The organism is Aromatoleum bremense, from assembly GCF_017894365.1.
In the GTDB taxonomy this organism is placed as follows: Bacteria; Pseudomonadota; Gammaproteobacteria; order Burkholderiales; family Rhodocyclaceae; genus Aromatoleum; species Aromatoleum bremense.
In genome coordinates, this window is record NZ_CP059467.1 from 309,448 (window position 1) to 323,896 (window position 14,449).

The window sequence follows — 14,449 nt, forward strand, 5'->3', positions numbered from 1 at the left end:
CCGTGCCCAGGGTCAGCCGTGGAAGTTCACGATGGTCTTCATCACGCTCATCTCGGCGAGCGCCGCCATGCCCTTTTCACGTCCGTGGCCGCTGCGCTTGACGCCGCCGAAAGGCAGTTCCACCCCGCCGCCCAGACCGAAGTTGTTGATGAACACCTGTCCGCAGCGCAGCCGCCTGGCCATGCGCATCTGACGCGCGCCGTCGCGCGTCCACACCCCGGCGACGAGGCCGTAGTCGGTGTCGTTGGCCAGCCGGACCGCGTCGGCTTCGTCGTCGAACGGGAGCACCGACAGCACCGGACCGAACACCTCTTCCCGCGCCAGCCGGTGGTCACGCGGCACGGGGCCGAACAGGGTCGGACGAACGTAAAAACCCTCGGGCGAGGCGCCATCGGCAATGCGTCCTTCGGCCAGCACCGGCACGCCGTCCTTCACCGCCTCGTCGATGAACGACTGCACCTGGCGCTGCTGCTTGCGGCTCACCACCGGGCCGCAGTCCAGGTCCAGGTGGTAGGCGCCCGCCTGCGCCCACTCGAATCCTTGCGCCACCCGCCGCACCACCGCGTCATAGGCGCTCTTCTGGACCAGCAGACGGCTTCCCGCGGCGCAGGTCTGGCCGGCGTGCTGGAGGATGGTGCGCAGGATGACGGGCGCGGCGGCGTCGACGTCGGCATCCGCGAAGACGATATGGGGCGACTTGCCGCCCAGTTCGGCAACGACCTTGACCTGGTTCCGCGCGGCGGCCTGCTGCACGCGGGTGCCCACCTGGGTCGATCCGGTGAACGACAGGTGGTCGATGCCGGGATGGCCCACCAGGGCCTCGCCCGCCTCCGCCCCGTAGCCGGTAACGATGTTGAGCACCCCCGGCGGCATGCCCACCTCGTCGAAGATGCGGGCGAACTCCAGCGTGATGAGGCAGGCGTCCTCCGACGGCTTCAGCACGGTGGTGTTTCCTGCCGCCAGCGCCGCACCGAGGGAGCGGGCGAACTGCTGGGCAGGATAGTTCCACGGCAACACGTGCGCGCTGACACCATGCGGCTCGTACACCACCGACACGTGATAGTCGTCGTGGAACGGAATCACGGCCCCGTGCAGCTTGTCGGCGGCCGTCCCGTAGAACTCCAGGTAGCGGGCGGCGACCTCGATGTCGGTGCGGGCCTGCCCGATCGGTTTGCCGGTGTCGCGCGCCTCGACCACCGCCAGTGCCTCGACGCGATCCAGGATGAGCGCGCCGGCGCGGGCGAGCAGCCGGCCGCGCTCCACCGGCCGAAGCTTCGACCACGGCCCGTCCAGTGCGGCGCGCGCAGCGGCGACCGCACGATCGACATCCTGCGGGCCGCCGCGCGACAGGGCATCGTAGGCGGCGCCGGTACTCGGGTCGATCACGGCGATCGAATCCGTGTGTTGCGCGTCCGTCCAGCATCCATCGATGAAGAGCTTGTGCACTTCCCGTCTCCAATGTTCTCGCGCTCGACAGGGAATCCGTCTGCGTCGTTTCGATGGAGGCAATGCTAGGAACGGCGCGACACGCCGACAAACGACTTATTCGCCGACAACGATTGAGAAATACTCAATCGTCTGCCAGACTCAGGACATGGACCGACTGCCTCCCCTCAATTCCCTGCGTGCTTTCGAAGCGGCCGCCCGACACCTGAGCATCACGGTTGCGGCCAATGAACTGCATGTCACGCCCGGCGCGGTCAGCCGCCAAATCCGCACGCTGGAGGAAGTGCTCGGCGTGCAGCTCCTGCATCGCGGACATCGACAGATCACGCTCACCCGCCCGGGCGACGACTACTACCGCGCGGTGACCAGGGCCATGGACGCGCTGCGCGAAGCCACCCTCCGGCTGACCAAGCGTGCCAAGCGCAAGCAGCTCAAGGTCCGCGCCTACACGACGTTCGCGATGCGCTGGCTCATTCCCCGGATCTCCAGCTTCCATGCGGCGAACCCCGGCATCGAAGTGTTGCTCACCGCGTCGCTGGAACCAGTGGACTTCCGCAAGGAAGACATCGACGGTGCGATCCGGCTCGGCGACGGCAAGTGGAGCGGCGTGAACGCCCATCGCCTGGTGTCCAATGTGCTGCTTCCCGTGTGCAGTCCCGCCCTGCTTGCGGCGAGCGCCACCAAGGTGAAAAAGCCGGCGGACTTGCAGCACCAGACCCTGTTGCACTCCATCGCGCGCGCCGACGACTGGCGCTATTGGCTGGAAGCGGCGGGCGTCGACAAGCAGATCGACGCGCGCAGCGGAATGACCTACCAGAGCTCTGCAATGGCCTATGCGGCGGCCGTCGAGGGGCAAGGCTTCGCCATCGCACAACGCTTCCTGGTGGAGGCCGATCTCCAGGCGGGCAAGCTGGTGGCCCCATTCCGCCAGACCGTCGACATGGGCGATTTCACCTACTACCTCCTGACACCCGCCGACCGCAAGGAAAGCGCCAGCATGGCCACCTTTCGCCAGTGGCTGCTTGAGCAGTTTCAGACCGCCGAAGCGACCTGACAGCGCACAGGAACGCCACGGCAGGATTGAGTTTTCATCAAGCCTGGTGTGCGGAAATCTCGCTTGCTGCCCGCCTGAAGCGCTTCCTATGATCCAGAGCCCCGCGCGTCATTGCGCGGTGCGCACAACGGATAAAGGAGACAGCGCACGATGCGACGCTATCAAATGTTCATCGACGGCGAGCCGAGCGATTCGGCGTCCGGCGAGTGGTTCGAGACGGCCAATCCCTACACGGGCGAGCCTTGGGCGCAGATTCCAAGGGGCACCGCCGCCGACGTGGATCGCGCGGTCGGTGCCGCCCGCCGCGCCTTTGCCGGCGGTCCCTGGCCAGAGCTGACCGCCAGCGAGCGCGGCCATCTGCTGCTTCGGCTTGCGGACGTCCTGGCGCGCGAGGCCTCCCGCCTCGCGGAGATCGAAGTCCGGGACAACGGCAAGCTCTACGCCGAAATGAGCGCCCAGCTGAAGTACCTGCCCGCCTGGTTCCGTTACTTCGGCGGCCTGGCGGACAAGATCCAGGGCGCGGTGATTCCGCTGGACAAGAAGGGCTATTTCAACTTCACGCGCCGCGAGCCCTTGGGCGTGGTGGCCGTCATCACGCCGTGGAACTCGCCGCTGATGCTGACTGCCTGGAAGATCGCGCCCGCGCTGGCGGCCGGCTGCACGGTGGTCCTCAAGCCGTCCGAGTTCACCTCGGCGTCGACGCTGGAGTTCGTCCGCCTGTTCGAAGAGGCCGGCTTTCCCAAGGGCGTCGTGAATGCCGTCACCGGCTTCGGTGCCGAAGTGGGCGCGGCGCTGGTCGAGCATCGCGATGTCGCGTGCATTTCGTTCACCGGTGCGGACAGCACCGGGCGCCGCATCAACGAGGCGGCAGCGGCCACCTTCAAGCACGTGAGCCTGGAACTGGGTGGTAAGTCGCCCAACATCGTGTTCGCCGATGCCAATCTCGACGACGCCCTCAACGGGGCCATCTCCGGCATCTTCGCCGCCACCGGCCAGACCTGCATCGCGGGCTCACGCCTGCTGCTCCAGTCGAGCATCCACGACGAGTTCGTCGAGCGCCTGGTGAAGCTCGCGGCAACCGCACGCATGGGCAATCCCATGGACCCCGCTACCGAAGTGGGGCCCGTGACGACACCGCCGCAATACGAAAAGGTGCTGAGCTACATCGACATCGCTAAGTCCGATGGCGCCCGCTTGCTGCTCGGCGGCAAGCCCGCGTCGAAACCTGAATGCGGCACGGGATGGTTCTTCGAGCCGACGATCTTCGGGGACGTGACGTCCTCGATGCGCATCGCCCAGGAAGAGGTGTTCGGGCCGGTGCTCTCGGTCATGCGCTTCGAGGACGAGGAGGAAGCCCTGCGCATTGCCAACGACGTGCGATTCGGCCTCGGCGCAGGCGTCTGGACGAGCGATATCGGCCGTGCCTTCCGCATGTCGGAACGGCTGCAGGCAGGCACCGTGTGGGTCAATACCTACCGCGCCGTGAGCTGCATGTCGCCCTTCGGCGGCTACAAGGACTCGGGGCTCGGGCGCGAGAACGGCATGGCCGCGATCGAAGCCTACCTGCAGACCAAGAGCGTGTGGATCAACACCGGCGCCCAGGTCGACAATCCCTTTGTCATCCGATAGGAGGCCCCGAATGAAGGACAAGATTGGATTTGTAGGCCTCGGCGCCATGGGCGGCAAGATGGTTCCCCATCTGCTGAAGGGGGGGTACGAGGTGTTCGTCTGCGATTCGCAGGTCGAAGCGGTCGCGTCCGCGGTGATGGGGGGTGCCGCGCGCTGCGAGTCGCCTCGGCATGTCGCCGACCATGCCGACATCGTGCTGGCCTGCCTGCCCACACCGGACGTCGTCGAGCAGGTGGCACTCGGCAAGGCAGGCATCGCCGAGGGCAAACGGGTGAGGATTTTCGTCGACCATTCCACCACCGGCCCGTCGATGGCCCGCAGCCTCGCCCTGCGCCTGGCCGAGCACGGCATCGCGGCGCTCGACGCACCGCTGGCCGGTGGCGTCGCCGGCGCCGACGCCGGCACGCTGTCGGTGATGGTGGGCGGCGATCGCGCCGCCTTCGAGCGCTGCGAACCCGCCTTCAAGAGCTTCGGCCGCAAGGTCGTGCACGTCGGGACCGAGCCGGGCGCGGGACAAACGCTGAAGCTGGTGAACAACATGATCGTGGGCGCGACCTTGATCGCGACCTCCGAGGCCGTGCTGTTCGGCCTCAAGAGCGGCCTCGACGCGCGTGTCCTGCTCGACATGATCAATGCCAGCACGGCGCGCAGCTTCACCAGCGAAACGCTGGTGGCCAAGGCGGTCCTGTCCCGCCGTTTCGACTTCGGCTTCCGGATGGATCTGATGCGCAAGGACGTGCGCCTGTTTCTCGCCGAAGCCGAGCAAGTGGGTGTGTCCACCTTCATGGCATCGGTGACGAAGCAGTTCTTCGACCGTTCCATTGCGCAAGGGTATGGCGGGGACGACATGACGCAGGTGGTACGCGAACTGGAGCAACTGGCCGGCGTCCAGATCGCCGCCGCAGCGGCGTGACGGAGACTGATTGCGTTGTATGGCGAAGCGCCGCCCACCGGGCGGCGCAAGCAGGCTTACTCTCCCGGGCCGTGCAGGCTCGCTGCGGCGGGTAAGGGCATCCCGACGCCTGCCGCACAGACGTCAACGTGAAACACCATCCGACCGGCACTTCAACCGCGACCGGTCGGATGGCTCGTGCTACGGCACCCAGGATCAGATGCAGCGCCCGCCGTCCACGGGCAATTCGACTCCGCTGATGAAGGACGCCTCGTCGCTCGCCAGGAACAAGGCTGCGTGGGCGACATCATCCGGTTCACAGAAGCGGCCGAGCGGGATGGTGGCCAGAAAACGCCGGCGATTCTCGGGTGTGTCCGGCACGCCCATGAAGTCGCCGATCATCCCGGTCGCGCCGATCACCGGACAGATGGCGTTGCCCCGGATCCCGTCCGGCGCCAGTTCGGCGGCAAGCGACTTCGACAGCAGGTTCGCAGCGCCCTTGGACGCGTTGTACCAGGTCGGGCCGGGGCGTGGCCGCAGACCGGCGACGGAGCCGACGTTCAGGATCACGCCCGAACGCGCACGCCGCATCAAGGGCACGGCGGCGTGAGTCATATGAAAAATGCTCTTGACGTTGATGGCGAACACCCGGTCGAAGGTCGCTTCATCGACCCCCAGCATCGGCTGTTCGATGCGGTCCATCCCGCGTTGTTGCCCATGACATCCAGCCTGTCGCCCGACCGTGTGCGTGGGCGACAAGTGCTTCGACGTCTCCCTGCGCGAGACGTCGTTGGTGAACGCCATTGCGCGCTCACCGAGCTCCGCGGCGACCTGCTTCGCACCGTCACCGCTGATGTCGGCCACGATCACCTTCGCGCCTTCCTGCGCGAATCGCATGGCGATGGCCTTGCCGAATCCGCTGGCGGCGCCCGGTCACGATGGACACTTTGTTCTTCAATCTCATCAATTCGTCTCCGTTTGTGGGTAGTCGCCCGTTGGTGCCGACGCCGAGCACACCGTCCGGTGCCCTGCCCGCCTGCCTGCGCCGAAACCGGTACAGGCTTCGCCGCACCGATGGGTAGCCGCCCTTGTCATTGCGAGTAAACGGCTTGCCGTTGTGCTGCGGGGGAACTGGCCCCCTCGCCGCAATGGATGGCACGCCGCGCGAGCAAGGCCGCGATGTCATCGACGCTGTACCCCAACCCGAGCAGCACTGCTCGGGTGTCCTCACCACAGGCCGGCGCAGGCCGCGAGGGCTGCGAATTTTCCGCCGCGCTGTTGATCGGGAAGCCCGGCATGCGGATCGTCCCCAGCGTCGCGTGTTCGACTTCGCCGATCATCCGGTTGGCGGCCACCTGCGGGTGGCGCACCACGTCCTCATACGTTGCGACGCGCGCGCAAAGAATGTCGGCGTCCTTCAGGACGGGGAGCCACTCCTGCGTCGAACGCGTCACGAAGACACGCGTGAGCGCCTCGACCATCTGCGGCCGGTTCGCGACCCGCAAGGGCGAGGTGGCGAAGCGGGGATCGTCGATCAGGTGCTGCAGCCCGAGCAGCTCGCAAAGTCGCCGCCAGCGCTCCGGCGTGTAGGCGGCCACCATGATCCAGCCATCGGACGTTTCGAAGGCCTGATTCGGCGCGGAATACGGCGCCGCACTGCCGGCCCGGACGGGCAGCTCGCCATCCGCAAAATAGCTGGTGAGCGACGATTGCTGCAGCGCCAGCGCCGAATTCAGCAGATTGACGTCGAGGTGCCCACCCTGTCCGTCGCGCGCCCGCTGCGCAAGCTTGGCGAGCACACCCATGCAGGCCACATAACCGGTCATCACGTCGACCACCGGCGCCTGCACCTTGCAAGGTTCGCCCCCGGCGAGCCCGATCAGGCTCATCAGGCCCGAATCGGCCTGCACGATGCCGTCGACCCCCGCCCGGTCGGCATACGGCCCGGTCTGGCCGTAGGCGGAGATCGAGCAGTAGATCAACGACGGATGGTCATTCACGAGCTGCGCGGGACCGAGCCCGAGGCGCGCCATCACCCCGGGCCGCATGCTCTCCACGACGATGTCGGCGTCGGCCACGAGGCGCCTGGCGACCGCGACGCCGTCGGGCGACTTCAAGTCCAGCGACACCCCGAGCTTGTTGCGATTGAAGGCGTGGAACAGCGCGCTGTCGTCGCCGATCCACCCGGGCCCCAGTCCCCGCCCCAATTCCCCCGCGGGCGGCTCCACCTTGAGGACACGGGCGCCCATGTCAGCCAGCAGCATGGTGCACGTCGGGCCCGCACCGATCTGGGTGAAATCGACGACGGTCAGCCCGTCCAATGCGTCGCGCAACATCCTATGCCTCCGAGCTTGAGAGGGTTCGTTTGAAGGTGCCCTGCGCGGTCGCGACCAGTACGCCGGAATCGGTCAGCAATTGCCCGATCGAGAAGTACAGGCTGCGTCCGGTCTTCGCGACGGATCCGATTGCACGAATGCGCCCCGCATCGACCTTGCTCAGGTAGCTGATCGTCAGCATCACGGTGACGGCGTTGCCCAGCTCACCGTCCTGCGCGTCTCGCAGGCCGGCGTAGCCGCACGCTGCGTCGAGCAGGGTCGCGGTCACACCCCCTTGCAGGCAGCCCTGGCGATTCAGATGCCGGGGCTCGACGTCGAGCTCGAACGCGCACTGCCCCATGCCGACGGTGGCCAGACGAATGCCCAGGTACTCCAGCAACGGGTTGTCCATCGATGTCTCCTGAAAAATGAATGCGGGCTTCGATCGCGGCCGCACGATCAGCGCCCGACGTAGGTCGGCGGGCGCTTGTCGGCGAAGGCCCGGCGCCCCTCCAGCCGGTCCTCGGTGTCGCGCAGCACGCCCCAGTAGAGCTCGGTGAGCTGCTGGGCATCCGCTTCACCGAGGTGGCTCGTCTGGCGCGACAGCCTCTTGATCGCCTGCACCGCGAGCGGCGCGTTGGCCGCGATCTTCGTGGCGACCGCCAGGGCGCGCTCCAGCAAGGCGCCCGGCGCGACGGACTCGGTGACGAGGCCGATCCGCTGCGCCTCGTCCGCGTCGATCCGCTCGCCCGTCAGCACCATCTGCATCGCATGGGCGGAAGGCACCGCCTTGAGCAGCCGGTGCAGGCCCGCGACCGCCGGAATCGACCCGACGCACGCTTCCGGCAGGCCGAAGCTCGCATTGGCGGAGGCCAGTCGCACGTCGCACTGCAGGGCGATTTCGAGCCCGGCGCCGAGGCAGTGGCCGTTGACCGCGGCGATCACCGGCTTCCACAGGCCGAGGTCGGTCAGATCCATCAGGCGGATGTAGAGACCGAGATCGGCGGCCCGCTCGGGGGCGTGGAACAGCGCCTCCGGATAGGTGGCGGGCGAAGTCCGCGTGCCCTTCAGGTCGGCGCCGGCGCAGAACGCGCGCGTACCGGCGCCGGTGAGGATCGCGACGCGCAGGTCGTCGCGGTCGCGAACCTCGGCGAGGTGCGCGCGCAGCGCGCGCAGGTCGGCGACGTCCAGGGCATTCAATGCCTCCGGCCGGTCGATGGTGAGGACGGCGACGAGGCCGTCGATCTCGAAACGCACGGTCATGGCCGCCCTCCTCACACGCTCGGCGACGACAGGCTGCGCCCGCCGCACACGTAGAGCGTCTGCCCGGTGACGTAGGACGAGCGCGGATCGAGGAAGAAGGCGACCGCATTGGCGATGTCGTCCGCCGTGCCGATGCGCTGAACCGGCACCGACTTCTGCAGCTTTGCCTGGACCTCGGGCGCGAAGTTGCGGAAGAGCGGCGTGTCGATGATGCCCGGCGCCACGGCGTTGACCGTCACTCCCTTGGCGGCGAACTCGATCGCCAGCGAACGGGTGAGGCTCACCACCCCGCCCTTGGCCGCCGAGTAGTTCGCCTGCCCGAAGCCGCCGAGCCAGGCGCGCGAGGAGATGTTCACCACCCGGCCGTAGCCGCGCTCGATCATCCCCGGCAGCACCGCGCGGCAACACAGGAACTGCGAGCGCAGGTTGGTATCGATGACGAGATCCCAGTCCTCGTCGCGCATGTTGAGAAAACGCATGTCGCGCACCGCACCGGCGTTGTTCACCAGGTAGTCGATGCGCCCGGCCTGCGCGGCGATGTCGGCGAAGGCGGCGTTGACCGCCGCCGAGTCGGTGAGGTCCACCGTGGCGCCGATCGCCTTCAGGCCCTCGTCTGCGAGTCCGCTGACCGCCTCGTCGAGGGCGGCGCCGTCACGGTCGAGGAGCGCCACGGTGAGCCCTTCGCGCGCGAGTTGGGTCGCGATGCCGAGGCCGATGCCGCGGGCGGCGCCTGTTACCGCGGCGACGTGGGTGGAGTCGAAGCGTTGCATGTCCATGTCACACCCCCAGCAGATGAACCGACGAGGCGGCATGGTCGACGCCCGCAATGCCGCCGCCGGTGCATTGGGTGAGGCCCACGCGCGCGCCTTCGACCTGGCGCGCGCCGGCACGCCCCTGCAGGTGCCACATGATCTCCACCATCTGCGCGACGCCGGTCGCACCGAGCGGATGGCCTTTCGCCAGCAGCCCCCCGCTGGGGTTTACCGGCACGCGCCCGCCGAGCTGCGTGGCGCCGGACTGCAGGAAGGGAACCGCTTCGCCGTGCGGCGCGAGACCCAGCGCCTCGTAGTAGAGGAGCTCGGCGATGGTGAAGGCGTCGTGGAGCTCCACCACGTCCACGTCCCGCGGACTCAGGCCCGCCTGCTCGTAGGCCTGGCGGGCGGCGCGGGCGGTGATCTCGGCGTCGAGGATGTCGTCGTCGGCCTGTTCCCGGATGCCGGACACCACCACCGACGACAACACCTTCACGGGTCGCGCCTGCGACGGGCGCCGCGAGCTCAGCACCACCGCGGCCGCCCCGTCGACCTGCGAGGGGCAGCACTGCAGCAGCGTGAGCGGATCGGCGATCATGCGCGAGGCGAGCACCTCTTCCACCGTGGTTTCGCTGCGCTGCTGGGCATATTCATTGAGCGCGCCGTGGCGCCGGTTCTTCACCGCCACGGCGGCGAGATCGGCGGGGCTCGCATTGCGCTCGTGGAGGAAACGCGTGCCGCGCATCGCATACACCGCCGGCAGCACCATCCCGGCCTTCGCGTAGAGCTCGGTCTTGTGGTCGTTGCGCTGCATCGGGATGGTGCCGCCGCCCAGCGCGGTGAGCTGCTCGATGCCGAACACCAGCACGGTGTCGTACTGTTGGGCGAACAAGGCGTGCCGCGCGAGATGCACGGCGGTGGCGCCGCTCGCGCAGGCGTTCTCGATGTTGTAGACGGGGATCCCGTCGAACCCGAGGTCGCGCACGATGAGCTGCCCCAGGATCATGCCGCCCAGCACGTTCGCGCAGTAGATGGCCTGGATGTCGTGCGGCGACACGCCCGCGTCGTCCATAGCCGCGAGGATCGCCTGCTGCGCGAGCTCGGGGGCGAGCACGCCCGGATGGCGGCCGAAGGGGGTCATCGCGCCCCCGCTGATGTAGATGTCTTGCATGGTCATTGCCTCGGTGGGGTCAGGCCGCGACGGCCTCGAAGACGTAGCCGAAGTTCTCGTCCGGCCGGGGGAAGTAGCGATCGCCGATCGCGGGGCGGTCCTTGCCCTGCAACCGCCCGAAGATGCGGACAGGACCGGGAAAATCCACGTAACCCAATGCGTAAGGCGCAAGGCCGCTCTTCGGGCTCGGGTGGATCACGGTGAAGCTGTAGACGACCCCAATGCCTCGTACGGGCACGGTCTGATGGCGCGCCGCCAGCGGCGAGGCCTCGGGCACCGCGGGGAACACCCATTCGCCGGTGCCGCGATCGCGCGATGCGAGCAGGACCGGGTGAGGCTCGGAAGTCCAGAGTGGGTAGGGTTGGGGTGACATGCTCGTCTCCTTGTCGAGGGTGATTGCACGCGCCCTTGGGGGGCCGTTGAGCAATCTTTGTCTCCCGGCGGATTCCCGACAAACGATATTTCCAGCCCGAACGATTGAGTATTTCTCAATCTTCGCACGCCATTGCAGCGCGCGCGGCGATGGGGAATTGGCATCCTTTGGTTGCCAATCAATCGCCGACTATTGGGCTAGTTGAGCGCGTTGCGAACGTTTAAATTTGTTCCCGCAGCCTCCCCCTCGACAACGAATCGCAAAAGGAATCGACATGTCCACATCCGAGAAGAAAGTCTGGTTCATCACCGGCGCATCCCGCGGTTTCGGCCTGGAAGTCGCCCGCGACGCATTGCAGCGGGGCGACCTCGTCGTCGCCACCGCCCGCAAGCCCGAGACCATCACGGCCGCCCTCGGCGCGCACGACAGCCTGTATTGCGTTCCGCTCGACGTCACCGACGAAGCGCAGGCCATCGCCGCGGCCGACGTTGCCGTGGCGCGCTTCGGCCGCATCGACGTGCTGCTCAACAACGCCGGCTATGGCCTGCTGGGCGCGGTCGAAGAGGCCAGCGCGCAGGAGGTCGAGCGCCAGTTCGCGACCAACGTGTTCGGGGTGCTGAACGTGACGCGCGCCGTGCTGCCGCACATGCGCCGCGCCGGCAAGGGCCACGTCATCAACATCTCGTCCATCGGCGGTTATGCCGCCTACGCGGGATGGGGTGTGTACGGCGCTACCAAGTTCGCGGTGGAAGGGCTCACGGAAGCGCTGGCGATGGAGCTCGCCCCGCTGGGCATCCATGCCACGGTGGTCGAGCCGGGCTTCTTCCGCACGGACTTCCTGGACGACGCCTCGCTGGTCCGCACCCGGCGGGAACTGGACGACTACGCGGCCACCGTCGGTGCCATGCGCGACTTCAGCACGTCGGCCAACCACCAGCAGCCGGGCGACCCGAAGAAGCTCTCGCGCGCCCTGCTCGTCCTGGCCGACAGTCCGAAGCCGCCGGTGCGCCTGCCGCTGGGCACGGACACGGTGGCCCGGATCGCCGAGAAGAACCGGTCCGTCGAGGCCGAACTGGAGCAGTGGCTGACCGTGGCGGTGTCGACGGATCACGACGACGTCGCCAAGTGACCCGCCTGACGGGCCTCCCTCCAGCGCGAGGGCGGCCCGTCGCGTCTCCGGCCGACCCGCAGCGGCCGGCCCGATCCCGTTCGCCTTCCAAATGCTCGCAGCTCGCGCGGCAACCGGTGCGCGCCGGGTCTCGACGATTGATATTCCTTCAATCGACCTGCGCCGATTTCTCGATTGACCGTGCGAGGCTGCGGCGAAAAACTCGATCCCCCGGTTTCACGCGATCCCGCTCACGGACCGGACGCCGCACGCCAGCCCGATGGACGTGCCGCAGCGTTGATGAAGGGATGACAAGCGGTGAACAATCTCGAAACCACGGCCGACCGTCGCGTAGGCGGTGCAGCGGCCCTGATGGTGCTTTTCCTCACCACTGTCGTTCAATCTCTCACGTCAATGGCTGCGCTGATGGTGCCCGTGCTGGCGCCGCGGATGGCCGTCGATCTCGGCCTGCCACCGGCCACCGTGGGCTATTACATCGCCCTGGTGTTCCTTGCCGCGATCCCGGCCACGGTGCTGGGAGGCGATGCGGTGATCCGCTTCGGCCCGATCCGGGTGAGCCAGGCCGGCCTGGTGATCTGCGCCATCGGCCTGGCGCTCCTTTGCGTCGGCAGCCCCTGGCTGTGTCTGCTCGGAGCCTTGTTGATCGGATTCGGCTACGGTCCGGTCACGCCCGCCAGCAGCCATATGCTGTCGCTGTCGACGCCACAGAGAAACCTGGGCCTGGTGTTTTCGGTCAAGCAGACCGGCGTTCCGCTCGGGGGCGCGCTCGCTGGCTTCTTTGCCCCGATGCTCGAGGCGTCGGTGGGCTGGCAAGGCGCGCTGCTCGCCGTCGCCTGCCTGCTCTGCTGCGCGGCGACGCAGTCGCTGCGCACCCCGCACGACGACGATCGCATCCGCAGCCATACGCTCGGACTGGGCGTCTTTCGCGAACTGGCGCGGCTGCTGGCACGCTCACCGTCGCTGCGGACCCTCGCCTTCGCGTCGTTCTGTTTTTCGACCTTCCAGCTCTCGCTCACCACCTACCTGGTCACTTATCTGCACGAAACCTTCGGCTATACGCTGGTTGCGGCCGGGCTGACCATGTCTGCGGCACAGGCTTCAGGGGTCATCGGCCGCATCCTGTGGGGCATTGCCGCTGACCGCTGGCTCGGCTCGGTCAGGATGCTCGCGGCCCTCGCCGTGGCGATGGCGGCAGGCGCAGCGGTCCTCGCGGGCATGCCCGCGACATGGGGACCGTGGCCTCTGATGGCTGTCGTCTGCATCGTCAGTGCGTGCGCGCTCGGCTGGAACGGCACCTTCCTGGCCGAGGTCGCGCGCCAGGCTCCGTCCGGCGCTGCTGGACGTGCGACGGGGGCGATCCTGTCATGCACCTTCGCCGGCGTCGTCGTCGGCCCCCCGCTGTTCGGAATCGTGGCCTCACTGACGGGCGGTTATCGCCTGGCGTTCGCTGTCATTGCGGCCGGGCCGGCCATCGCCGCCATTGCGCTGTACCTGAAGCGTTCGACCTTCCGCACAAGCACCTGAACGCGCCGGGAAATTTGCCTTTTCACTACTAAAAAGCTGCGAAAAGCGGCGCGTCAGCCAACCAGCGTACTCTCGTGTTGCACGGATGTCTGCTTTCGGCGTTCTACCTCAAGGACGGCTTCTGGCCGGACCCGGTCCGTCAAGGCTCGTGGCCTGACCGTCAGATCGCGGCCGACTTGCAGTCCTCGAGATCTCTCATGTGAATGTCAGCTGTCTGGGTCGCAGCAGCCGTCGCCAAGGTGGCATGCCGGGACCGGACAACGCGGATGACTTGCCCGTGTGCCGACCGGACCTACCGCCGCCGCGTGTCCACCACACCGGCGACGAAATTGGCCCGCGCGCCTCATCCGCGCGCAAGCGGCAGGCGAGCCAGAGGCGCACGCCATCGTCGCGTTCATGTGCTCAATCCTTCCGGCGAACCTCGCCCTATCGACCCGCAGCTGGTGAAGGCGCTTTCCAGCGTCACGATGTGGCCCGCTTGGCGCTCGTTATCGGCGGCGAACGATCGCCTGAACGAAGTCCTGTTCGCTATTGTGATCGCCCGTGTCCGCCCGCTGTCACGGCGTCTCGGAAAGTGCAGAAGGAGCGCCGCGGCTTCGGTAGCAAGCTTTCGCACCAAACTACCAGCTCCCGCGTATCGCCACGCTGTCGCTTTGTTGGCATGATGAACTCGCGTCCACGCACAATCGTCACGTTGACGCGTGGTTTTGCGACAAAACCGGAGTGGCAGCCCCCGATATTGCCGGAATGCATACAACAAAAAGCCCACCGAAGCGGGCTTAAGTATTTGATTCTTTTGGAGGCGCGAACCGGAATCGAACCGATGTACACGGCTTTGCAGGCCGCTGCATAACCACTCTGCCATCGCGCCAGCTTACTGGCCTGCCTTCCCGATGCGCCT

General features: G+C 67.3%; 12 protein-coding genes, 1 tRNA gene and 1 pseudogene. 5 read left to right on the forward strand and 9 right to left on the reverse strand.

Annotated features, from left to right (window positions below; genetic code table 11):
- Positions 1-12 precede the first annotated feature (12 nt).
- Positions 13-1,446 (reverse strand): aldehyde dehydrogenase family protein, encoded by a 1,434-nt coding sequence (locus tag pbN1_RS01400; RefSeq protein WP_169204046.1) that lies wholly within the window; start codon positions 1,444-1,446, stop codon positions 13-15.
- 148 nt (positions 1,447-1,594) lie between these two features.
- On the opposite strand from pbN1_RS01400, the gene gcvA reads away from it, so the two are divergent.
- The 3 genes from gcvA to pbN1_RS01415 all read left to right on the forward strand — a co-directional run bounded on the left by gcvA (position 1,595) and on the right by pbN1_RS01415 (position 5,042).
- Positions 1,595-2,500, forward strand: coding sequence for a transcriptional regulator GcvA (gcvA, locus tag pbN1_RS01405; RefSeq protein WP_169204047.1), 906 nt, complete (start codon positions 1,595-1,597; stop codon positions 2,498-2,500).
- A 165-nt stretch (positions 2,501-2,665) separates the two neighbouring features.
- Positions 2,666-4,129, forward strand: a complete 1,464-nt coding sequence (locus pbN1_RS01410) for an aldehyde dehydrogenase (protein ID WP_244857106.1) — start codon at positions 2,666-2,668, stop codon at positions 4,127-4,129.
- Between the two features lie 10 nt (positions 4,130-4,139).
- A complete protein-coding gene (locus pbN1_RS01415) occupies positions 4,140-5,042 on the forward strand; it encodes an NAD(P)-dependent oxidoreductase (RefSeq protein WP_169204049.1) in 903 nt (300 codons plus the stop codon).
- Between the two features lie 195 nt (positions 5,043-5,237).
- On the opposite strand, the pseudogene pbN1_RS01420 reads toward pbN1_RS01415, so the two are convergent.
- The 7 genes and pseudogenes from pbN1_RS01420 to pbN1_RS01450 all read right to left on the reverse strand — a co-directional run.
- Positions 5,238-5,939, reverse strand: a pseudogene (locus pbN1_RS01420) (SDR family oxidoreductase); the annotation flags it as partial.
- A 173-nt stretch (positions 5,940-6,112) separates the two neighbouring features.
- Positions 6,113-7,357, reverse strand: coding sequence for a CaiB/BaiF CoA transferase family protein (locus pbN1_RS01425; protein ID WP_210147630.1), 1,245 nt, complete (start codon positions 7,355-7,357; stop codon positions 6,113-6,115).
- Between the two features lies 1 nt (position 7,358).
- A complete protein-coding gene (locus pbN1_RS01430) occupies positions 7,359-7,748 on the reverse strand; it encodes a PaaI family thioesterase (protein WP_169204309.1) in 390 nt (129 codons plus the stop codon).
- A 47-nt stretch (positions 7,749-7,795) separates the two neighbouring features.
- A complete protein-coding gene (locus tag pbN1_RS01435; protein ID WP_169204310.1) occupies positions 7,796-8,599 on the reverse strand; it encodes an enoyl-CoA hydratase/isomerase family protein in 804 nt (267 codons plus the stop codon).
- Positions 8,600-8,610: 11 nt separating this feature from the next.
- The gene (locus pbN1_RS01440; protein ID WP_210147599.1) at positions 8,611-9,375 is read right to left on the reverse strand and encodes an SDR family NAD(P)-dependent oxidoreductase; all 765 of its coding nucleotides are present in this window, start codon (positions 9,373-9,375) and stop codon (positions 8,611-8,613) included.
- 1 nt (position 9,376) lies between these two features.
- Positions 9,377-10,522, reverse strand: a complete 1,146-nt coding sequence (locus pbN1_RS01445; RefSeq protein WP_210147631.1) for a thiolase family protein — start codon at positions 10,520-10,522, stop codon at positions 9,377-9,379.
- 19 nt (positions 10,523-10,541) lie between these two features.
- Positions 10,542-10,895 (reverse strand): Zn-ribbon domain-containing OB-fold protein, encoded by a 354-nt coding sequence (locus pbN1_RS01450; protein WP_169202098.1) that lies wholly within the window; start codon positions 10,893-10,895, stop codon positions 10,542-10,544.
- Between the two features lie 274 nt (positions 10,896-11,169).
- Between pbN1_RS01450 and pbN1_RS01455 the strand changes: the two genes are divergently transcribed.
- Both pbN1_RS01455 and pbN1_RS01460 read left to right on the forward strand, forming a co-directional pair.
- On the forward strand, positions 11,170-12,024 hold the full coding sequence (locus pbN1_RS01455) for an oxidoreductase (RefSeq protein ID WP_169202099.1): 855 nt from the start codon (positions 11,170-11,172) through the stop codon (positions 12,022-12,024).
- A 297-nt stretch (positions 12,025-12,321) separates the two neighbouring features.
- Positions 12,322-13,548, forward strand: coding sequence for an MFS transporter (locus pbN1_RS01460; RefSeq protein WP_210147632.1), 1,227 nt, complete (start codon positions 12,322-12,324; stop codon positions 13,546-13,548).
- Positions 13,549-14,345: 797 nt separating this feature from the next.
- Here the strand turns inward: pbN1_RS01460 and pbN1_RS01465 are convergent.
- Positions 14,346-14,419: transfer RNA gene (locus pbN1_RS01465), tRNA-Cys, on the reverse strand.
- Positions 14,420-14,449 lie beyond the last annotated feature (30 nt).